Here is a 19,280-nt window from a genome sequence, read left to right as displayed (position 1 = left end):
TCGCCTAAGCCTCGATTCCACCACACCGAGCTACGTTCGGGCCGTGACCGAGCCCACAGGACCACTGCCGTCCTCTGTGTACTGGCGCCGCCGCCTCGCCGCGGTCGGCGCCGCCCTCGTCACGCTGCTGCTCCTGATCTGGGTCGTCGGCTTCTTCGGATCCGACTCGGACGACCAGGCACCCCCCACGAACGCCGCGGCCTCGGCGTCCACGCCACCACCGACGATGTCCGAGACCGGCTCCGCGTCGTCGTCCACCACCCCGCCACCACCGCCGCAGACCACGCCGCCGCCTCCCGGGCCGCCCCAGCCGTGCCCGGACGAGGCGATCGGCGTGGTCGCGAAGGTCAACAAGCCGGTGTTCACGGGCGGTGACCAGCCGGTGCTGTCGATGGACCTGGTCAACAACGGACCGGTGCCGTGCATCAAGGACATCGGGCGGGAGCACCGCGAGCTGACCGTGCTGACCGCCGACGGGCACACGGTGCTGTGGTCGAGCAACCACTGCCTCGCGTCGAAGGGCTCCGAGGTGCGGGTGCTCGCCCCGAAGGAGGTCTTCAACTTCGGCACGCGGTGGGCCGGGACGACCTCACAGCCGGGCTGCGGTGCGCACACCCGGCTGGGCCCCGGTGACTACCTGCTGGTGGCGAAGCTGGCCGGGAAGGCCGGCCAGCCCACCGTGTTCAGGCTCGAAGGCTGATCACGGACCGAACCAGCGCTCCTCGGCCCCGCCCCGCGGCGCGGCCGACGTCTTGCCGATGATCAGCTCGGTCGCCAGGTTCACCGACCGCGGCCGCGAGCGCTCGTTCGTGTCGAGCAGCAGCTTGCCTGCCGCGCGGCCCTTCTCCAGCACCGGCTGCCGCACCGTCGTGAGCCCGGCCTCCTCGGCGGCACGGATGCCGTCGAACCCGGTCACGGTCAGGTCGTGCGGCACGCGCAGCCCGCGCCGGGTCGCCTCGGCCATCGCGCCGATGGCGAGCACGTCGGACGTGCAGATCAGGGCGGTGACCGCCGGGTCGCGGTCCAGCACCTGCGCGGCACCGGAGGCGCCGGAGGAGGTGTTGTGGTCGAACCGCTCGACGACCGGCACCTGCGACCAGTCGACACCGGCCTCGCTGAACGCCTCCGCGAGCCCCGACAGCCGGTTGCGCTGCACGTGGAAGTGCGCGGCGTGCTGGCGGTCCGGCGTCACGAACCCGTCGTTGCGGTCGCGGGCCAGCCGCATGCAGACGACGCCGATCCGCCGGTGCCCCAGCTCGATCAGGTGCCGCGCGAGCGCGTACATCGCGGCCCGGTCGTCGATGCCGACGCGGTCGACGGTGCCGAGGTCGGGCTGGTCGCAGACGACCGTGGGCACCGGGCGTTCCAGCACGGCGGCCAGGTGCGGGTCGTCATCCGGCACCGAGTAGACGACGAAGCCGTCGACGCCGGCGCGGTGCACGGACGCGACGTCCTCGCGTTCGGGGTTGGCCGGGACCAGCAGCAGGCCGGTTCCCGCGTCCTCGCAGGCGAGTGCGAGGCCTTCGAGGAAGCCGATCGCCGCCGGGTCGCGGAAGGCGTAGGAGAGGTTCTCGGTGAGCAGCAGGCCCACCGCTCCGGCCTTGCGCGTGCGCAACGAGCGCGCCACAGGGTCCGGGCCGGGATAACCCAGCCTTCGGGCCGTGTCCAACACCCGGCGACGCAGCTCAGGCGAGAGCTGGTCGGGACGGTTGTACGCGTTGGACACCGTTGTCCGGGAAACGCCCAGCTCAGCGGCCAGGGAGGCCAGCGTCGCAGGACGTCGCACATGCATAGACCGCGCCATGAAAGGACCGTAACGGTTCAGAACCAATTCGTGAAGCGAGCGTGACCGGTGTCCCTCAAATGACCTATCAGCGCTGGTCGACCCATCTGGCTTGTTCAGAATTTGGTCCAGACCAATGAACGTCTCACCTGGGTGCCGCGGTCGACTCCCTGACGACCAGCCGCGGCCGGAACACGCGGGTGTAGTTGTCGGTGCCCTGCCTGCGGCGATCCGGGTCGAGTCGCAGCACGAGCTCGTCGATCGCGGCCGCCGCCATCTCGTCGATCGGCTGCGCGAGCGTCGTCAAAGCGGGCGAGGAGTAGGCGGCCAGCGGGATGTCGTCGAACCCGACGACGGACAACTGGTCCGGTACCGGGATCCCCCGTTGGTGGGCCTCGCGCATGACGCCCAGCGCCATGTGGTCCGACGAGCAGATCACCGCGGTCGGCGCCACCGTGTCCAGCAGCTGCGCCACCGCCTCACCGCCGCCCTCGGCGCTGAACGGCCCGTGCGCCACGTACTCCGAGCCCGCCGGCAGGTGGTTCTCCTCCAGTGCCGCCGCCCACCCGGCCCGCTTGAGCCGTGACGGCAACGACCGCGCCGGGCCCGACACGAACCCGATCCGCTCGTGCCCGAGGTCGATCAGGTGCTTGGTCGCCGTGTACCCGGCCAGCTGCTCGTCGACCGTCACGTCCGGCACGTCCAGCGCGGGCGTGGCGCCGTTGAGGAAGACCATGTGCACGCCGTCGGCCAGCAGCTTCGCGTAGTAGCTCGGCTGCGGCGCCTGCCCGAGCGGCACCTCGACGTTGGTGATCTCCGGCGACACGAACACCATGCCCTCGACGCCCCTGGCCAGGAGCATCCGCACGTACTCCTCCTCGCCCATCGGGGCGCCGCTGCGGGTGTTGCACAGCAGCGAGGAGTAGCCCAGCCGTGCGGCGCGGGTCTCCAGCGCCTCGGCGAACGCCGGGAACACCGGGTTCGACAGCTCGGGCACCAGCAGGCCGATCACGCCGGTGCGCTGCAACGCGCCGAGTCCGCGCGGGGTGTACGGCATCTCGGCCAGCACCGACAGCACCCGCTGCCTGGTCTCGTCGTTGACGCCCGCTCGCCGGTTCAGCACTCGGCTGACGGTCGAGATGGACACCCCGGCTGCCCTGGCGATCTCGGACAGTCCGGACACGTTGCCTCCCTGGTCAGCTTGGGTCGGCGCAAGCCTGCCGTGTTCGGAAAACTTTTGCAACGAGGCGGTGCAAGACCGTGCCGTTACGGCTTGGTTACGGTCGATGTCTTGACCTGACCATGGTTCGGGTAGTGAAATCGCCCGCAACATTCTCGCAAAAACTTGCAAGACCCCTCATCTCGCTGGGAGATGAGGCCCAGCTGGAGGGAACGGCAGCAACGATGCGACGGACAACCCTCGTGACCGCCATGGCGACGGGTGTCGCCCTCGTGCTCACCGCCTGTGGTGGCGGTGGATCGAGCAGCAACAGCGGATCCGACTCGGGCGAAGTGACGTTCTGGGACACCAGTGGCCCCAACGAGGGCCCGGCGTTCGCGAAGATCGCGAACGACTGCGCCTCCAAGGGCGGCTACAAGGTCAAGGTCGAGACGCAGGCGTTCGACACGGCGCTCGCGAACTACAAGACCGCCGCCCAGGGCGGCCAAGGCCCCGACGTCTTCCGCGCCGAGGTCGCGTGGGTGCCGCAGCTCGCCAAGCTGGGCTACGTCGCCGACCTCTCCGACACCGATCTCGCCAAGGACACCTCCGACTTCCTGGAGGCCCCGCTGGGCTCCACGAAGTTCGAGGGCAAGACCTACGCGGTGCCGCAGGTGACCGACTCGCTCGCGTTGCTCTACAACAAGAAGAAGCTCGCCGACGCCGGTGTCGAGCCGCCGAAGACGTGGGACGAGCTCAAGGCGGCGGCCGCCAAGCTGGGCGGCGAGAAGGCGTTCTTCCTCAACAACGACGCGTACTACGCGCTGCCGTTCATCTACGGCGAGGGCGGTGACCTGGTCGACGCCTCGGCGAAGAAGATCGTGGTCAACTCCGAGAAGAACGTGAAGGGCCTGCAGACCGCCAAGGACCTGCTCGCGTCGAAGTCCGCGTTCACCTCGCTCGACGCCGGCAACTCCTACACCACGATGCAGGCCGCGTTCTCCAGCGGTGACGCCGCGATGGTGATCAACGGGCCGTGGGCCGTGGCCGACTACCTCAAGGGCGCCGCGTTCTCCGACGCCGCGAACCTCGGCATCGCACCGGTCCCCGGCCCCACCGCGGGCAAGGGCAGCGCGCCGGTCGGTGGCCACGACTACGTGATCCGCCAGGGCACCAAGGCGAAGCAGTCGTCGATCAAGTTCGTCCAGTGCATGGCGTCGGTCGAGTCGCAGGCCGCCATCGCCAAGGAGCTGGGCCTGCTGCCGACCCGCAAGTCGGCCTACCAGAACGCCGACGTCAAGGCCAACGCCGTCGTCGCCGCGTTCGAGCCGGTCACCAAGGTCGCGCACGAGCGCGCGTGGATCCCCGAGGGCGGCCAGCTGTTCGACCCGCTGAAGATCGCGTACGCCGACGTCCTCGCCGGCAAGAAGGAGCCGAAGGCGGCGCTCGACGACGTCGCCAAGGCGTACAAGGAGCAGGTCGTCACCGAGTACTCGATCGGCTGATTGGTGTTGAACGGCCGGGGTGTCGCGCTCCGGCCGTTCGCCTGAGGTTCGGAGGAGATCGGTGCGTCGGTTCCTGGACCGGTACTGGTACGCGTATGCGATGGTGCTGCCGGTCGTGGTGGTCATCGCGGTGTTGGTGCTCTACCCGCTCGCCCAGGGCGTGTTCTTCACCTTCACGAACATCAACGAGGGCAACATCGCCAACCCGGTCCTGGACCGGGCCGCGTCCTACGACGTGGTGGGCTTCAAGAACTACCTCAACGTCCTGTCCGGCGGCGACTCCTACGGCGCCTTCTGGGGCACGCTCGTCCGCACGCTGATCTGGACGTTCGCGTGCGTGTTCTTCCACTACACCATCGGCCTCGGCCTGGCGATGCTGCTCAACCGGCAGGTGGCCGGCCGCGGCCTGTACCGCGTGCTGCTGATCCTGCCGTGGGCCGTGCCCGCGTTCATCAGCGCGTTCGCGTGGAAGTACATGTTCAACGCGCAGTACGGGATCATCAACCAGGTCCTGCGCGCCGTCGGCCTGCCGGACCCGGTCTGGCTCGGCCAGTCGAACTGGGCGCTCGTGTCCGTGGTCATGGTCAACGTCTGGCTGGGCACGCCGTTCATGATGGTGGCGCTGCTCGGTGGCCTGCAGTCGATCCCCGGCGACCTCTACGAGGCGGCCGAGATGGACGGCGCCACGCCGTGGCAGCGGTTCCGGCACGTGACGCTGCCGGGCCTGCGTTCGGTGTCGTCCACGGTGATCCTGCTCGGCATCATCTGGACGTTCAACATGTTCCCGGTGATCTACCTGGTGGCGGGCCCGAACCCGAACACCCGGATCCTGGTCACCTACGCGTTCGAACGCTTCTTCTCCGGCGCGTCGCGCGACTACGCCATCGCGTCGACCTACGGCGTGCTGATCCTTTCGGTGTTGTTGGTGTTCGCCCTGGTCTACCGGCGGGCACTGCGCAAGCAGGGCGAGGTGTGGTGATGACGCTCGATGCTTCGTCCCTCCAGGTGGTGCGGGCCCCGGAACGCCGGCTGCGGCGCTCCGACCGGTCCGCGGGTGCCTCGATCCTGTTGCACGCCACGCTGATCATCGCGTCGGTCATCTCGGTGTTCCCGATCTTCTGGGTGTTCGTCACCTCGCTGAAGCCGGATGCCCGTGCCGTCGAGCCGACCCCGAAGCTGTGGAACGAGTCCTCCCTGGACAACTACAGCCGGGTGCTGGCCGGTGAGAAGGGCGACTTCCTCGCCTGGTTCGGCAACTCCGTGCTGATCGCGCTGCTGACCACCGTGCTCGGCGTGTTCATCTCGGCCACGGCGGGGTACGCGGCGTCGCGGTTCCGGTTCCCCGGCAAGCGCGGCCTGATGATGTCGTTCCTGCTGGTGCAGATGTTCCCGTTCGCGGTGCTGATCGTGCCGCTGTACAACATCCTGATCGCGTTGGGGCTCAACGGTTCCTCGATCGGCCTGGTGCTCGTGTACTGCACGACGGCGGTGCCGTTCTGCACGTACATGCTCAAGGGCTACTTCGACACCGTGCCCAACGACATCGACGAGGCCGGCCGCGTGGACGGGCTGTCGCCGTTCGGCGTGTTCTGGCGGCTGATCCTGCCGCTGGCCAAGCCGGGTCTCGCGGTCACGTCGTTCTACGCCTTCCTGACCGCGTGGGGCGAGGTGGCGTTCGCGTCGGCCTTCCTGTCCGCGTCGGACGAGTCGAAGACGCTGGCCGTCGGCCTGCAGGTGTTCGTGCAGCAGAACCGCACCGAGTGGGGGCACCTCGCCGCCGCGTCCATCCTGGTCGCGATCCCGGCGATCGTCGTGTTCTACCTGGTGCAGCGGTTCCTGGTGACGGGCCTCGCGTCCGGCGCCGTGAAGGGCTGAGTCACCCGTTCGAACGTAAGCGCTTACGTTGCCGCACACCGCAACGTAAGCGCTTACGTGTGTTCCCGTAAGCGCTTGCAATCCCTAACGTCGTGCCCAGACAAGCGGTGAAAGGTGCGTCACATGGCAGAGGTGTCCTACATCAAGGCTTCGCGCGTGTTCTCCGGCAACCCGCCGGTCCGCGCGGTCGACGAGCTCTCGCTCGAGGTCGCTGACGGCGAGTTCCTGGTGCTCGTCGGCCCGTCCGGTTCCGGCAAGTCGACGGCGCTGCGCATGCTCGCGGGCCTGGAGGACATCGACGAGGGCGCCATCAACATCGGTGGCAAGGACGTCACGAACGTGCCGCCGAAGGGCCGGGACATCGCGATGGTGTTCCAGTCGTACGCGCTCTACCCGCACATGACGGTCGCGGAGAACATGGGCTTCGCGCTCAAGCTGCGCGGCGTCAACAAGGCCGAGATCAAGGCGAAGGTCGAAGAGGCCGCCAAGATGCTCGACCTCACCAAGTACCTGGAGCGCAAGCCGAAGGCGCTGTCCGGTGGTCAGCGGCAGCGTGTCGCGATGGGCCGCGCCATCGTCCGCGAGCCCTCCGTGTTCCTCATGGACGAGCCGCTGTCCAACCTGGACGCCAAGCTGCGCGTCGAGACCCGTGCGAACATCGCGGCGCTGCAGCAGCGCCTCGGCACGACCACGATCTACGTCACGCACGACCAGGTCGAGGCCATGACGATGGGCCACCGCGTCGCGGTGCTCAAGGACGGCCTGCTGCAGCAGTGCGACACCCCGCGCGCGCTGTACGACCGCCCGGCCAACGCGTTCGTCGCGGGCTTCATCGGCTCGCCGGCCATGAACCTCAAGACCGTGCCGATCACGTCCGAGGGCGCGAAGCTCGACGGCGTCATCGTGCCGCTCAGCCGTGCCGCGTTCGACGCCGCCGGTGGCCTGGACGAGGTCACGTTCGGCATCCGCCCCGAGGCCCTCGGCATCGTGCCGTCGACCGAGGAGGGCATGGACATGACCGTCGAGCTGGTCGAGGAGCTCGGCGCCGACGCGCTCGTGCACGGTGCCGTGAAGATCGGCGACTCGGCGCAGCGCTTCGTCGTCCGCGTCGACGGCCGCACGCCGCCCACCCTGGGCCAGCACGTCAAGGTCGCCGTCCGCGACCACAGCGAGATCCACCTGTTCCACCCCGAGACGGGCGAACGCCTGGAGGCGTGAGTCACACGCGAAGGCCCCCGGCGTGATCGCCGGGGGCTTTTTCATGTCGTAAGCTGAACTCGACAACGGTTTCCATTACCTGATCGAGGGACAGCGTGATGACTCTCCGCAATGCTCTGGTCGGCACTCTCGCCGTCGTGAGCCTGGCCTCCTGCGGCACGACCACGCCGTCCTCGGACAGCGGCAAGATCCAGGTCGTCGCCTCCACGAACGTGTGGGGCAGCGTCGTCAAGGCCGTCGGCGGCGACGAGGTCGAGGTCAAGGCCCTGCTCGACGACCCGAGCGCCGACCCGCACTCCTACGAGAGCAAGCCCGCCGACGCCGCACTGGTCAAGGACGCCAAGCTGGTCGTGTTCAACGGCGGCGGCTACGACGACTTCTTCGCGAAGCTGATCACCAGCGACGCCACGAAGAAGATCGAGGCGTTCCCGCTGCGCGAGCACGACCACGCCGCGGAACCCACCTCCGCTGAGCCGACCTCCGCTGCGGCGCCCACCTCCGAGGCCCCGGACGCGGACGGCCACGACCACGCCGAGAACGAGCACGTCTGGTACGACCTGCACACCGTCCGCGCCGTGGCCGAGGCGGCCGCGAACGAGCTCGGCGCGCTCGCACCGGACAAGAAGACGACGTTCGAGAGCAACACCCAGAAGTTCACCGCGGCGCTGGAGGACCTGGAGAAGAAGATCGCGGGCGCGGGCACCGGCAAGAAGGTCGCCGCGACCGAGCCGATCGCCCACTACCTGCTCGACGAGACCGGCGCCACCGACGCCACGCCCGAGGCGTTCAGCAAGGCCGTCGAGGAGGAGTCGGACGTCCCGGCCGCCGCGCTCGCGTCGATGAACCAGCTGGTCGAGGGCAAGCAGGTCAACGTGCTGGTCAACAACACCCAGACCGAGAACAACGTGACGAAGCAGCTGGTCGAGAAGGCCCGCAAGGCCGGCGTTCCCGTCGTCGAGGTCACCGAGACGCTGCCCGCCGGAGTGACCGGCTACCTTGACTGGATGAGCAAGCAGGTGGACGCCCTTTCGCAGGCGCTCAAGGCATGAGCGCGATCTCGCTGCGCGGGGCCCGGCTGTCCTACGGGGACAGGGTGCTGTGGGACTCCCTCGACCTCGACGTCGAGCCGGGTGAGTTCCTCGCCGTGCTGGGCCCGAACGGCTCCGGCAAGACCAGCCTGATGCGCGTGCTCCTCGGCCTGCAGCCCCTGTCCTCCGGCACGGTCACCGTGTCCGGCGGCAACCACGCCGTCGGCTACATCCCGCAGCAGCGAGCGCTCGACCAGTCCATGACCCTGCGCGGCCGCGACCTCGTCGGCCTGGGCCTCGACGGCTACCGCTGGGGCCTCGGCCTGCGCGGCCGCGCGGAACGCCGCATCCGCGTCGACGCCGCCATCGAGGCCGTCGGCGCCACGCGCTACGCAGACTCACCGATCGGCCTGCTGTCCGGCGGCGAACAGCAACGCCTGCGCGTCGCCCAGGCCCTGGTCGGCGACCCGACCGTGATGCTCTGCGACGAACCGCTGCTGTCCCTGGACCTCGCCAACCAGCGCGTGGTGAGCGAACTGATCGACAAACGCCGCCGCGAGGCCGCCACCGCGGTCCTGTTCGTCACCCACGAGCTGAACCCGGTCCTCCCACTCGTCGACCGCGTCCTCTACCTGGTCGGCGGCCGCTTCCGGGTCGGCACACCGGAGGAGGTCATGACCTCGGCGACCCTGTCCGAGCTCTACCGCACCCCCGTCGAGGTCGTGCGCGTGCGCGACCAGATCCTGGTGGTCGGCGCTGGCGCCTGCGAGGAGCAGACGCACCACCTGTCGGCAGGAGCCGCGTCGTGACCTTCTTCGACCTCCTCGAACTGGACTTCGTCCAAACCGCCCTGATCGCAGCCGCGGTCCTGGGCCTCGTCGCCGGCGCGCTCGGCCCGTTCATCGTGACCCGCAAGATGGCCTTCGCGGTGCACGGCACCTCCGAGCTCGCCTTCACCGGCGGCGCCGCAGCCCTCCTGCTCGGCGTCGGCGTCGGCTACGGCGCCCTGGCCGGCTCCATCCTCGCCGCGGTCCTGCTCGGCGTCCTGTCCCGCCGCGAGAGCGACCGCGACTCGGTGATCGGCGCGATCCTCGCCTTCGGCCTGGGCATGGGCATCCTGATGCTGGCCCTCTACAAGGGACGGTCGTCGAACAAGTTCGGCCTGCTCGTCGGCCAGATCGTCGGCGTCGACTCGACGGACCTGAAACTGCTGGTCGTGTCGTCGGTGGCCGTCCTGGCGGTGCTGGCGGCGATCTACCGCCCGCTGTTCTTCGCCTCGGTCGACCCCGACGTGGCCGTGGCCCGCGGCGTGCCGGTCCGCGGCCTGTCGATCGTGTTCGCGGTCCTGGTCGGCATCGCCACCGCACTGTCCGTGCAGGTCGTCGGTGCTTTGCTGGTGCTGGCACTGATGATCACGCCGGCGGCCGCGGCGATGCGGCTCACGGCTTCGCCGGTGCGCGCCGTGGTGCTGTCCGTGGTGTTCGCCGAGGTGGCGGCGGTCGGGGGGATTCTGCTGTCGCTGCAGCCCGGGTTGCCCGTGTCGGCGTTGGTGACGGCGGTGAGCTTCGTGATTTACCTGGTTTGCCGCGGGGTCGGGGCGGTGCGCACCGGGGGCACGCGGGTCGCGTAGCCCCTGCGTCAGGGCGTGATCACCGCGGCGTAGCCGGCTCGGATGTCACCGTCGGACGGGCTCACGTACCTGTTCGGCGGCAAGCCGTCGCCGAAGACGAAGAAGCTGCTCGGGCAGCTCGCGCCGCCGATCTCCACCCTCGTCTGCACGACGACCTTCCCGGTCCGCAGCTCGTACGCCGTGACCGGGATCGCGATCTTGCGGAAGGTCACGTTGCTGACCTGGCCGCTGCGACTCGACCGGTACGGGCAGGTCTGCGTCGGGGTGCCGAACTCGGTCTGGCCCGTGCAGACCACGAGCACGGCCTGGCCGACGTCGCCGGTGAGCCAGTCGGCGGGCAGCTTGTCGACGTACTCGCGGTTGCCCCAGACCACCGCGCGGTTGACGGCACCCCCGCGGAACTCCGGAGCACCGCTGTAGGCGGCGGGCTGCGAGCAGTAGCCGCCGCCCAGGCCGCGGACGTGCGCCAGCTCGGCCGCGAGCCGCGCCTTCGTGACACCCTCCCGCGCCTTGCCGGTCAGCTCGTGGCCGGGGTGCTCGTCGAGCAGCTGCTGGTAGCGCTGCCCCGCCACACGGAAGTCGTTGGCCGCCATCCGCGCGTCGCCGCACCCGAGCAGCGCCGCGGGTGCGACGCGCGGCAGCACGGTGGCCGCGCGGTCCAGCCCGTTGCCGGTGGGCTTGCGGGCCTTCAGCCAGTCGGTGAGCGTGTTGGTGCGGCAGGCGTCCGTGGTGGGCAGCCCGCGGAGGAAGCGGTCCAGTTCGGCGTCGACCATCCGGTCGTGGCCGGGCAGCGTCGCCAGCACCACGCCGAGGCCGCGGAAGCCGTCACTCAGCGCTTTCGTGTCGCCCACGGCCAGGGAGTCACGGAGCCGGCCCGACGCCTCCCTGAGCCGCCGGCACGCTTCGGCGGTCCGGTCGGTGCGCAGGGCCATCGGCGCGTTCACCACGCGGTGGCCGAACCACACCTTGGCCAGCGCGGTCTCCGCCTGTGCGCAGTCGCCCCGGTCCCGTGCCTCGGTGAGGGTCCCCTCAAGCCGTGCCGCGTCGAACCGCACCAGGCCGAAGACCAGCAGCACCGGCACCGCGACGGCGAGCGCGATCCGCCGGTGGCGGCGCACCACCGCACCGGCCCGCCCGCCCCCGAGGCGCCAGCCGTGCCACGTCATAGCCGCCCACCACGCCGCCACGGCCACCTCCAGCCACACCGACGGCACGGCGACGACGGCTGTCACCAGCGCGACGGTCACCACCAGGGTCAGGAAGGCCGGCAGGCGCCGTCCCAGCAGCAGGTACCCGATGCTGAGCAGGGAGGCGTTGCCGACAGCGGCGGCGACCGCGTCACGGGGCCGCGGCTCCGGCTCCTGCTCCGGCGCGAAGGCCGCTGGGTGCGGCAGCCAGCCGGTCGCTCCCGGCAGGACGGCGACCTCGGGGTCGCCGAGCCGGTCGGTCTGGTTCTCGGGCGGTGTCTGCTGATCCATGGTGCCCCCTCGCGGAAGGGACCATGGTGTCGCCGCGGCGGGTTCGTGAGCCTCGCCGTGACCTGTTGCTGCCACCCGCCCAGGGCGCTGCTGGAACCACCGCGGAGCGGACGGTCCGCGGGACCTCAGGCCGAGCGAGACGTGATGGGCTTGGTGATGTCGTCCGCCCGCGGTGCGGGCATGAGGCGCGGCGGGATGTCGAGGCCTGCGACGCGGACCTGGTTGCGGCCGTTTTCCTTCGCCTTGTAGAGGGCGGCGTCCGCGGAGTGCTGGGCGGTGGCCATGTCGGGGCCGTTGTCGGGGATGACCGCGACGCCGATCGAGGCGGAGATGGCGCGCAAGGAGTCGCCGTCGGGTTCCTGGGGCTGGGTTTCGCGGCCGTACAGGGTCACCACGTTGCGGTGTTTGTCGGTCGTGGGGACGGCCAGGCCGCCGATGGCCTCGCGGATGCGTTCGGCGATCGTCACGCCCTGGGCGACGGGGGTGTCCTTCAGGGCCACGACGAACTCCTCGCCGCCGTCGCGGCCGGCCACGTCGCCGGGGCGGAGTTTTTCGCGCAGGATGCGGCCGACCTCGGCGAGCACGGCGTTGCCCGCGGGGTGGCCCCAGGTGTCGTTGATGCGCTTGAAGTGGTCCAGGTCGATGACCAGGACGGTCATCGGGACGCCGTCGAGGCGGCAGCGTTCGGCCAGGCGGCCCGCGTACTCGGCCAGGCCGTTGGTGTTGAGCAGGCCCGTGCGGTAGTCGGTGTGGGCGTCGGCGGCGAGGCGTTGGTGGAGTTGTTCCTGTTCACGCAGGAGTCGTTCGAGATGCGTGCGGCGCTCAGCCGCGCGGGACAACAGTGCGTTCACCAAGATCACCGGCACCACGAGCAGCAGGGGGCCGACCCAGTGGGAGGTCATCAGCATGCCGAGCATCGCGCCGGCGCCGAGGGTGCTCATCTCCAGCATGTTGTCGACGCGGGAGCCGAGGAAGTCGAGGACCTTCGAGTTCGGGGTCACGATTTTGAACGCCACCGCAACGGTCATCACCTGGACGAACCAGTACAGGACCGCGGCCAGGACCAGGACCAGGACGAGGCCCAGGTCGGTGGGCACGTTTCCGGTGGCCGCCAGCGAGACACCCGTGAGGTGGACGAGTGCCCACGACAGCAGGGTGGAGGCGAGCATGGACGCGGTGCCGAAGACGAAGCGGTACGGCTGGCGGCGCGCGATGGGCTGGATGAGGATGCGCATCCAGATCGTGGCGACGACGGCTAGACCGCCGGGGAGGGCGACCGCGGCGGCGAACGTCCACACGGACGTCAGGTCGATGTGCGGACCGGCGGCCTCGTTGCGGCGGGCCTCCTCCGCTCTGCGGACGATCGTGAGGTGAACCGTGATGGCGGCGATGAGCGCGCCGAAGCGCAGCCAGTCGGTCGTGGCGACCGGGGTGAGATTCGTCAGCAGCCAGACGGAGGCGCCGGCCACGGCAGCTTCGAGCACGAAGAAGTACGCGATCGCGCTGGGCGCAACGGTCCAAAGGTCCCAGTTGCGAATCGGAGTCAAGCCGAGTGCCCGCGATCGCCCGCGATCAGTCAAACTGTTCTTCACCACGACCCCCTACGCTCATGACACATCATGAGCAAAGCCGCCGCTGACCCGGTCGTAGACCACCGCGCTGCTGCTCGTGTCGCAACGAGGAGGTGTTCTGCCATGAGCAACCGTGACTTCTGAACACCCCCCTCCTGAAAGCTCGTCCGGAACCTCCGCGTTTGAGGTGCCTCCTCGATCGGGATATCGCTATTGGTGACCGTTCTGTTTCAGATTGCCACTGCCTTGCTGTCGTTGCGACCCCGCGCCCGTCGCCAGGCGAAGGTGGCCTGCGTCGCCAACAGCAACCCGATGCCCCCCGCGCCCGCGATCGTGGCTGTGATCGAACCGAGCGAATGGGCGACGACACCGGCCAGTGCCATTCCGCCGCCCTGGCTCGAACGCAGTGCCGCGCGACCTATGCCATAGGCCCTTCCGCGGTACTGGTCGGGAAGTAGTCGCATCCAAGCCGCGCGAGCGGGCGTGTGATAAGCACCGCCTATACCGGCGATGACCAACAACACGATCGTCCAGGTCAGGTTCGGGTTGAACGCGAACATGATCAACGGAGCCAGCGACAGGATCGCCAGCGGACCGATCAGGCGTTCGCGTTTGGCCGGATCACGCACTATTCGGAACAGCAATGCCACGCCGAGCACGTTCGCGGCCGGTTCGATCGCGAGGATCAGGCCGACCGCCCACACGGCGTCCAGGCTCGCCGCCAGCGGCACCGCGAGTCCCTCCGGGACCATCGCGAGGCCCGCGAGCAGCCGGACGCCCAGCAGCGTCCTCAGCCGGGGCTCGGACACCATCAGCGTGAGCGCGCCCCGCGGCTCGTCGTCCTTCTTCTTGCGGCCCACCGGATCGGCGGCGGGGCGGTGCTTGACCGACACCTGCACCAAGATCGCCAGCAGGGCGAACGTGGCCGCGTTGATCGCGAGCGCGACACCGGGGTTCGTGTGGGCGACGAGGAATCCGGCGGCGGCGAGGCCTGCCATCTGAGCGATGTCGACGGACGTGCCGAACAACGCCACGCCGTCGTCGTAGCGGTGGGGCGGCAAAACGTGCGGAAGGCTCGCTTCTTGGGCCGCGAGGTACGGCGACGAGATCGCCAGCACCACGACCAGCAGGACGATCATCGCCCACAACGGCATGCCGGGAATGGCCATCGCGGCCATGAACACGGCCTGCAACCAGGCGGTCGTCACCATTACCGTGCGTCGCGGGAACCGGTCGGCGACCCAGCCGAGCAACGGCCCCGAAATCAGCGGCGGGAAGAGCGTCAACGACCACGTGAGGGCGGTCCACGCTGCGGATTGTGTTCGTTCGAACACGAGCAGCGACAATGCGACCGCCGCGAGTTGGTCACCGGCCGTCGAAGCGGTCGAACCGATCCACATCGCGCGGAACTCGCGCAAACCCACGAGCTCGCGGAGCGCACCGCGGGTCGTCATGCCGGTCCTCGGCGCGTCGCGGCCCGGGCGTGGCGAATCAGCTCGTCCTGATTCGTTCTACGCCGAGTCACGTCGCCCCCGCCGGTGGTAATCAATTTCTATCGACAATCACGGTAGAAGCTGCCTGACCGTTCAACGTCTGTCCTACCACAGTGTGTACCTAAACGGAGCAGGCCAGTTACCTAAAGTAGTTACAATAGCGAAACGCGGGGCTGATCTTCTTCACAGTTGACCTCGGATTCGCCTGGTTGGACCCCAAATGGTCACGCTGTGTGTCACGTGGTGCCAATCGGGCGTGACCGGCTCGGCCAACCGGTGCAGTCCACTCCAACTCTCGTCCGCCTTCGCCCGGCGGATCCGGCAACAAAGGAACAGATATGAAGGTACCCGCGCTCGCGAGTGGCGCCGAATAGGCCACGCCGATTGTCATCGCGCTCACCTGCGAAGTGGTGGCAACAGTGAATGTAGAACGTTTTCTCACCCGCGGCCCGCATCGTTCCGCGGGCAAGAAAACGATCACTGAGGTCGACCCGCCGTGCCGCCTTTTCGTGGCGTGGCAGGGACTTGCGTCAGCCCTTGGCCGCGATCCGGCGGCGGCGCGCCACCTCGGCGAGCACCACACCGGCCGCGACGGACGCGTTCAGCGACTCGACACCGGTGGCCATCGGAATGGACACCGTCTGGTCGCAGGTCTCCTTCACCAACCGCCCGAGCCCGCGGCCCTCCGAACCCACGACGACGACCAGCGGCCCGGTCGCGAGCTCGAGCCCGTCGACGTCCACGTCGCCGTCCGCGTCCAGCCCGACGATCATCAGACCGGCCTCTGCCCAGTCACGCAGCGTGCGCGTGAGGTTCGTGGCCATCGCGATCGGCAGCTTGGCCGCCGTGCCGGCGCTGGTGCGCCAGGCAACTGCGGTCATCGACGCGCTGCGCCGCTGCGGCAGCACCACGCCGTGCGCACCGAACGCCGCCGCGGAACGCACGACCGCACCCAGGTTGCGCGGGTCGGTCACACCGTCCAGCGCCACCAGCAACGGCGGCTCGCCGGCCCGCTGCGCCAGCTCCAGCAGCTCGTCGGGGGAGGCGTAGTCGAACGGCGGCACCTGCAGGCCGAGGCCCTGGTGCATCGCGCCACCGGTGATCCGGTCGAGCTCGCCGCGCGCCACCTCCAGCACGGAGATGCCGCGGTCGGCGGCCAGGCGCACGGCCTCGGCCACGCGGTCGTCCGCGTCGATGCCCAGCGCCACGTACAGCGCCGTCGCGGGCGTTCCCGCACGCAGGCACTCCACGACCGGGTTGCGCCCGGCCACGGTCTCGGCCTGCGCCTTCTCGGTCTTCTGCCGCCGGTGCGTCTTGCCGGCCTCGGTCTTCGCGACCGCCTTGGCCCGCTTGTAGGCGGGGTGGTTCGGGCGGTCGGTCGCCTTCGGCGTCGGGCCCTTGCCCTGCAGGCCCTTGGACTTCTGCCCGCCGGAGCCGACGACCGCGCCCTTCTTCGAGCCCGGGTTGCGCATCGCGCCCTTGCGCTTGGAGTTGCCAGCCACTGGAGTCAGTCGTCCTTCAAAGTCCACTGCGGACCGTCGGGGGTGTCCTCGACGGCGATGCTCGCATCCAGCAACTGGTCGCGCAACGCGTCAGAGCGCGCGAAATCCCTGCTCTTGCGGGCTTCCTGGCGCTCGACGAGCAGTCGATCCACCAGCGTGGTCAACGCCTGCCGCATGCCGATGTCGGCAGACGACCGGTCGTTCCACTTCGGCGACAACGGGTCGACGCCGAGGATGTCTGCCATGCGGCGAACGCACTCGGCGGCCTCGCGGGCCGTGGTGTCGTCGCCGTCGGCGAGCGCGGTGTTGCCCTGGCGCACCTTGTTGTGCAGCGCTGCGAGCGCCTGCGGGGTGCCCAGGTCGTTGTCCATGGCCGTCACGAAGTCGGGGCACATGGGGCCCACGGCGTCGATCGGCCCGAGCTTCTCCACGGCACGGCGCAGGAACGACTCGATGCGCCGGTAACCGGACACCGCGTCCTGCAGCGCCTCCTCGGAGTACTCGATCATCGACCGGTAGTGCGGGCCGACGAGGTAGTAGCGCAGCTCGGGTGCGCGCACGCGCTTGAGCATCTCCGGGATCGACACCGTGTTGCCGAGCGACTTCGACATCTTCTCGCCGGAGAGCGTCACCCAGGCGTTGTGCATCCAGTAGTTCGCGAAGCCGTCGCCGGCCGCCCGCGACTGGGCCTGCTCGTTCTCGTGGTGCGGGAAGATCAGGTCGATGCCGCCGCCGTGGATGTCGAACGTGCCGCCCAGGTACGCCGTCGCCATGGCCGAGCACTCCAGGTGCCAGCCGGGCCGGCCGTTGCCCCACGGCGTCGGCCACGAGGGCTCGCCGGGCTTCGCGGACTTCCACAGCGTGAAGTCGCGCGGGTCGCGCTTGCCGCGCAGCACGTCGCCCTCGCCCTGCTGCACGTCGGCGATCTTCTGCCGGGACAGCTCGCCGTACTCGGGGAACGACGACACCGCGAAGTAGACGTCACCGTCGGCGGCGTAGGCGTGGCCCTTGTCGATCAGCCGCTGCATCAGCTCGACCATCTGCGTCACGTGCCCCGTCGCGCGCGGTGCGTACGACGGCGGCAGGCAGCCCAGCGCGGTGTAGGCGTCCTCGAACGCGAGCTCGTGCTGATAGGCCCACTCCCACCACGGCCTGCCGTGCTCGGCGGCCTTGGTGAGGATCTTGTCGTCGATGTCGGTGACGTTGCGGACCAGCGTGACCTCGGCACCGTCGCGCGCGAGCCAGCGCCGCAGGACGTCGAAGTTCAGGCCGCTGCGCACGTGCCCGATGTGCGGGATGCCCTGCACCGTCGCCCCACACACGTAGATCGACGCCGTTCCGTTGACCTGCGGGTGGAACTCCCGCATGCTCCGGCTCGCCGTGTCGTAGATGTGGAGGCTCACACGGGAATGGTACGGGCCACATCCAGCAGAGCGGTCGGCCGGTCACTCGTCGGAACCGGATTGACGAGCCGGAAGGCGCAGCCGACGGCCTTCGCGCCGCCGTCCGCCTCCTCGCTGTCACCGACCATCAGGGCGTGCTCGGGTGCGGTTCCGAGCCGCTCGCAGGCGGTGGTGAAGATCTTCGGGTCCGGCTTGACCACACCCTCCTCGTAGGAGAGCACGAACTGGTCGACCAGGTGCGTCAGCCCGTGCAGCTCGAAGACCGCGCGGATGTCCCAGCCGATGTTGCTGACGACCGCGACCGGCACGTCGGCGAGGTGCTCCAGCGCCGCCCTGGCGTCCGGGTAGGGCCGCCACGACTCCGGCTGGATCAGCTGCTCGTAGAGCGCCTCGGCGTTGGGCACGAGCGCGTCGTTGAGCACCTTGACGTGCACCCAGCGGTGCACGTCGGGGTCGAGGTCGCGGCGGTTCCAGGCGTCGGCCAGGTCCGGGTCGACGCCGTCGGCGATGCCGACCGGTGCGGTGAGCGCCCGCATGAGGTCGCCGTTGGACTCCAGCTCGGGGTGTTCGAGCCGGAAGAGCGTGCCGGAGAAGTCGAAGAGTGCGGCGCGGATCGTCACGCCGCCGACTCTACGTGCTCCGGGCTCAGGTGGTCTGGACCTTTGTGAGCTCGGCCTCGACCTCCGACGGGTCGTAGTCGATGGTCAGCCGCACGTCACCGGACCCGCGTGCGGCCGTGAACCGCTCCACGAACTCGTCGATCTGCCGCAGCGGCTGGTCGGCGAGCCGGGCGGTCGCCTCGTAGAGCGCGCGGTGCCGGTCCGGCGTCCTGGTGCCGCGCAGGTCGGCGGCCCACGCGAGCAGGTCGCTGCAGACCTCGACGAACATCGTGGCCAGCCGGGTGATCTTCTCCTCGTCGCCCCTCTGGCCGTTCGCGCCGAACGCGAGCTGCTGCCGCTGCGGGGAGAGGACGTCCGCGATGGCGTTGATGATGTTGTCGAACGCGCGCGTGCGGGCCGTGAAGTAGTCGATGGCCTCGGTGTCGGTGGTGAACGTCCGCACGGTCTTCGCGAACGCCATGTCGTGGTCGACGCGCCTGGCCTGCAGCCCGCGCAGGCCCGCGCGCACGGTGTCCGAGAACAGTTCGTACTCCCAGCCCGCCTGCCGCTGCGGCGGCACCACAGCGGTGCCGAGCTTCTGCGCGGCCATCTCGGCGAGCGTGCGCGGCGCGACCCTGGTGCCGTCGAGGTAGCCGACGCCGGTGCGCAGACCGGGCAGCACGGTGTCGTCGAACCGCACCGGCAGCACGTACTCGTGGTCCTGCGTCATGGCCCGGTCGAACGCGCTCTGGCGCTCGTGCCTGGTCCACATCTTCGCCGCGTAGTGCTTCGAGACGAACATCAGGCAGTACCGCGACTGGTTGCGGTAGATCTCGTCGAGGTACTCGGTCAGGTTCTTGCCCCAGAGGTCGACCTGCGCGTCGTTGTCGTAGAAGACCTTGACGCCCAGGTCCTTGAGGTGCCGGGCCACCTCGTCGACGTAGCCGCGGTCCTCGCCGGCGAACGACAGGCAGATGTCGTACTTGGTCACCGCGCTGACTGTAGTGGTGGGAACCATCACGTCCGCGCGGCAGTT

Annotated in this window: 17 protein-coding genes; 8 read left to right on the top strand and 9 right to left on the bottom strand. The window is 69.4% G+C overall.

The window, feature by feature from the left end:
* The first annotated feature begins 43 nt into the window (after window positions 1-43).
* On the top strand, window positions 44-700 hold the full coding sequence (locus ADL03_RS39135) for a hypothetical protein (RefSeq protein ID WP_157529669.1): 657 nt from the start codon (window positions 44-46) through the stop codon (window positions 698-700).
* Here the strand turns inward: ADL03_RS39135 and ADL03_RS39130 are convergent, their stop codons facing one another.
* Together ADL03_RS39130 and ADL03_RS39125 are read right to left on the bottom strand one after the other, a co-directional pair.
* Window positions 701-1,804 carry a LacI family DNA-binding transcriptional regulator gene (locus ADL03_RS39130; protein WP_082373870.1) on the bottom strand — a complete coding sequence of 368 codons (1,104 nt, stop codon included), beginning with the start codon at window positions 1,802-1,804 and terminating at the stop codon, window positions 701-703.
* A 124-nt stretch (window positions 1,805-1,928) separates the two neighbouring features.
* Entirely contained in the window at window positions 1,929-2,966 is a 1,038-nt protein-coding gene (locus ADL03_RS39125; RefSeq protein WP_053738698.1) for a LacI family DNA-binding transcriptional regulator, read from the bottom strand.
* Window positions 2,967-3,187: 221 nt separating this feature from the next.
* Between ADL03_RS39125 and ADL03_RS39120 the strand changes: the two genes are divergently transcribed.
* From ADL03_RS39120 to ADL03_RS39090, 7 genes are all read left to right on the top strand, one after another.
* Window positions 3,188-4,447 carry an extracellular solute-binding protein gene (locus ADL03_RS39120; protein ID WP_053738697.1) on the top strand — a complete coding sequence of 420 codons (1,260 nt, stop codon included), beginning with the start codon at window positions 3,188-3,190 and terminating at the stop codon, window positions 4,445-4,447.
* 61 nt (window positions 4,448-4,508) lie between these two features.
* Window positions 4,509-5,426: a carbohydrate ABC transporter permease gene (locus ADL03_RS39115; RefSeq protein WP_197289040.1), complete on the top strand. Its 918-nt coding sequence runs from the start codon at window positions 4,509-4,511 to the stop codon at window positions 5,424-5,426.
* Window positions 5,426-6,322, top strand: coding sequence for a sugar ABC transporter permease (locus ADL03_RS39110; protein ID WP_053738695.1), 897 nt, complete (start codon window positions 5,426-5,428; stop codon window positions 6,320-6,322). The genes ADL03_RS39115 and ADL03_RS39110 overlap by 1 nt, the downstream gene beginning before the upstream one ends.
* A 123-nt stretch (window positions 6,323-6,445) precedes the next feature.
* Window positions 6,446-7,540: an ABC transporter ATP-binding protein gene (locus ADL03_RS39105; RefSeq protein ID WP_053738694.1), complete on the top strand. Its 1,095-nt coding sequence runs from the start codon at window positions 6,446-6,448 to the stop codon at window positions 7,538-7,540.
* Between the two features lie 98 nt (window positions 7,541-7,638).
* Window positions 7,639-8,589 (top strand): metal ABC transporter solute-binding protein, Zn/Mn family, encoded by a 951-nt coding sequence (locus ADL03_RS39100; protein ID WP_053738693.1) that lies wholly within the window; start codon window positions 7,639-7,641, stop codon window positions 8,587-8,589.
* The gene (locus ADL03_RS39095; RefSeq protein ID WP_053738692.1) at window positions 8,586-9,377 is read left to right on the top strand and encodes a metal ABC transporter ATP-binding protein; all 792 of its coding nucleotides are present in this window, start codon (window positions 8,586-8,588) and stop codon (window positions 9,375-9,377) included. Before ADL03_RS39100 ends, ADL03_RS39095 begins: the two co-directional genes overlap by 4 nt.
* Window positions 9,374-10,198 carry a metal ABC transporter permease gene (locus ADL03_RS39090; protein WP_053738691.1) on the top strand — a complete coding sequence of 275 codons (825 nt, stop codon included), beginning with the start codon at window positions 9,374-9,376 and terminating at the stop codon, window positions 10,196-10,198. Before ADL03_RS39095 ends, ADL03_RS39090 begins: the two co-directional genes overlap by 4 nt.
* An 8-nt stretch (window positions 10,199-10,206) precedes the next feature.
* On the opposite strand, the gene ADL03_RS39085 is transcribed toward ADL03_RS39090, so the two are convergent.
* The 7 genes from ADL03_RS39085 to ADL03_RS39055 form a co-directional block, all read right to left on the bottom strand.
* Window positions 10,207-11,676: a tol-pal system YbgF family protein gene (locus ADL03_RS39085; protein ID WP_053738690.1), complete on the bottom strand. Its 1,470-nt coding sequence runs from the start codon at window positions 11,674-11,676 to the stop codon at window positions 10,207-10,209.
* A 125-nt stretch (window positions 11,677-11,801) separates the two neighbouring features.
* Window positions 11,802-13,223, bottom strand: a complete 1,422-nt coding sequence (locus ADL03_RS39080; RefSeq protein ID WP_197289039.1) for a GGDEF domain-containing protein — start codon at window positions 13,221-13,223, stop codon at window positions 11,802-11,804.
* Window positions 13,224-13,477: 254 nt separating this feature from the next.
* Complete coding sequence (locus ADL03_RS39075; protein ID WP_231642804.1) at window positions 13,478-14,647, bottom strand: MFS transporter; 1,170 nt, start codon at window positions 14,645-14,647, stop codon at window positions 13,478-13,480.
* Window positions 14,648-15,270: 623 nt separating this feature from the next.
* Window positions 15,271-16,242, bottom strand: a complete 972-nt coding sequence (rlmB, locus tag ADL03_RS39070; RefSeq protein ID WP_053738688.1) for a 23S rRNA (guanosine(2251)-2'-O)-methyltransferase RlmB — start codon at window positions 16,240-16,242, stop codon at window positions 15,271-15,273.
* Between the two features lie 5 nt (window positions 16,243-16,247).
* A complete protein-coding gene (cysS, locus tag ADL03_RS39065; protein ID WP_053738687.1) occupies window positions 16,248-17,645 on the bottom strand; it encodes a cysteine--tRNA ligase in 1,398 nt (465 codons plus the stop codon).
* On the bottom strand, window positions 17,642-18,265 hold the full coding sequence (locus tag ADL03_RS39060) for an HAD family hydrolase (protein ID WP_053738686.1): 624 nt from the start codon (window positions 18,263-18,265) through the stop codon (window positions 17,642-17,644). The genes cysS and ADL03_RS39060 overlap by 4 nt, the downstream gene beginning before the upstream one ends.
* Window positions 18,266-18,290: 25 nt before the next feature.
* Window positions 18,291-19,235: a toll/interleukin-1 receptor domain-containing protein gene (locus ADL03_RS39055; protein WP_053738685.1), complete on the bottom strand. Its 945-nt coding sequence runs from the start codon at window positions 19,233-19,235 to the stop codon at window positions 18,291-18,293.
* Between the last annotated feature and the right edge of the window lie 45 nt (window positions 19,236-19,280).

This window comes from Nocardia sp. NRRL S-836 (assembly GCF_001279525.1).
Classification (GTDB): Bacteria; Actinomycetota; Actinomycetes; order Mycobacteriales; family Pseudonocardiaceae; genus Lentzea.
This window is presented reverse-complemented; position numbering and strand designations above follow the sequence as displayed.

What these genes read in the sequence shown, in the direction of transcription:
- ADL03_RS39130 (WP_082373870.1), bottom strand. Translation starts at nt 1,804, where the DNA reads ATGGCGCGGTCTATGCATGTGCGACGTCCTGCGACGCTGGCCTCCCTG.
- ADL03_RS39120 (WP_053738697.1), top strand. Translation starts at nt 3,188, where the DNA reads ATGCGACGGACAACCCTCGTGACCGCCATGGCGACGGGTGTCGCCCTC.
- ADL03_RS39110 (WP_053738695.1), top strand. Translation starts at nt 5,426, where the DNA reads ATGACGCTCGATGCTTCGTCCCTCCAGGTGGTGCGGGCCCCGGAACGC.
- ADL03_RS39105 (WP_053738694.1), top strand. Translation starts at nt 6,446, where the DNA reads ATGGCAGAGGTGTCCTACATCAAGGCTTCGCGCGTGTTCTCCGGCAAC.
- ADL03_RS39100 (WP_053738693.1), top strand. Translation starts at nt 7,639, where the DNA reads ATGACTCTCCGCAATGCTCTGGTCGGCACTCTCGCCGTCGTGAGCCTG.
- ADL03_RS39095 (WP_053738692.1), top strand. Translation starts at nt 8,586, where the DNA reads ATGAGCGCGATCTCGCTGCGCGGGGCCCGGCTGTCCTACGGGGACAGG.
- ADL03_RS39085 (WP_053738690.1), bottom strand. Translation starts at nt 11,676, where the DNA reads ATGGATCAGCAGACACCGCCCGAGAACCAGACCGACCGGCTCGGCGAC.
- ADL03_RS39075 (WP_231642804.1), bottom strand. Translation starts at nt 14,647, where the DNA reads ATGTGGATCGGTTCGACCGCTTCGACGGCCGGTGACCAACTCGCGGCG.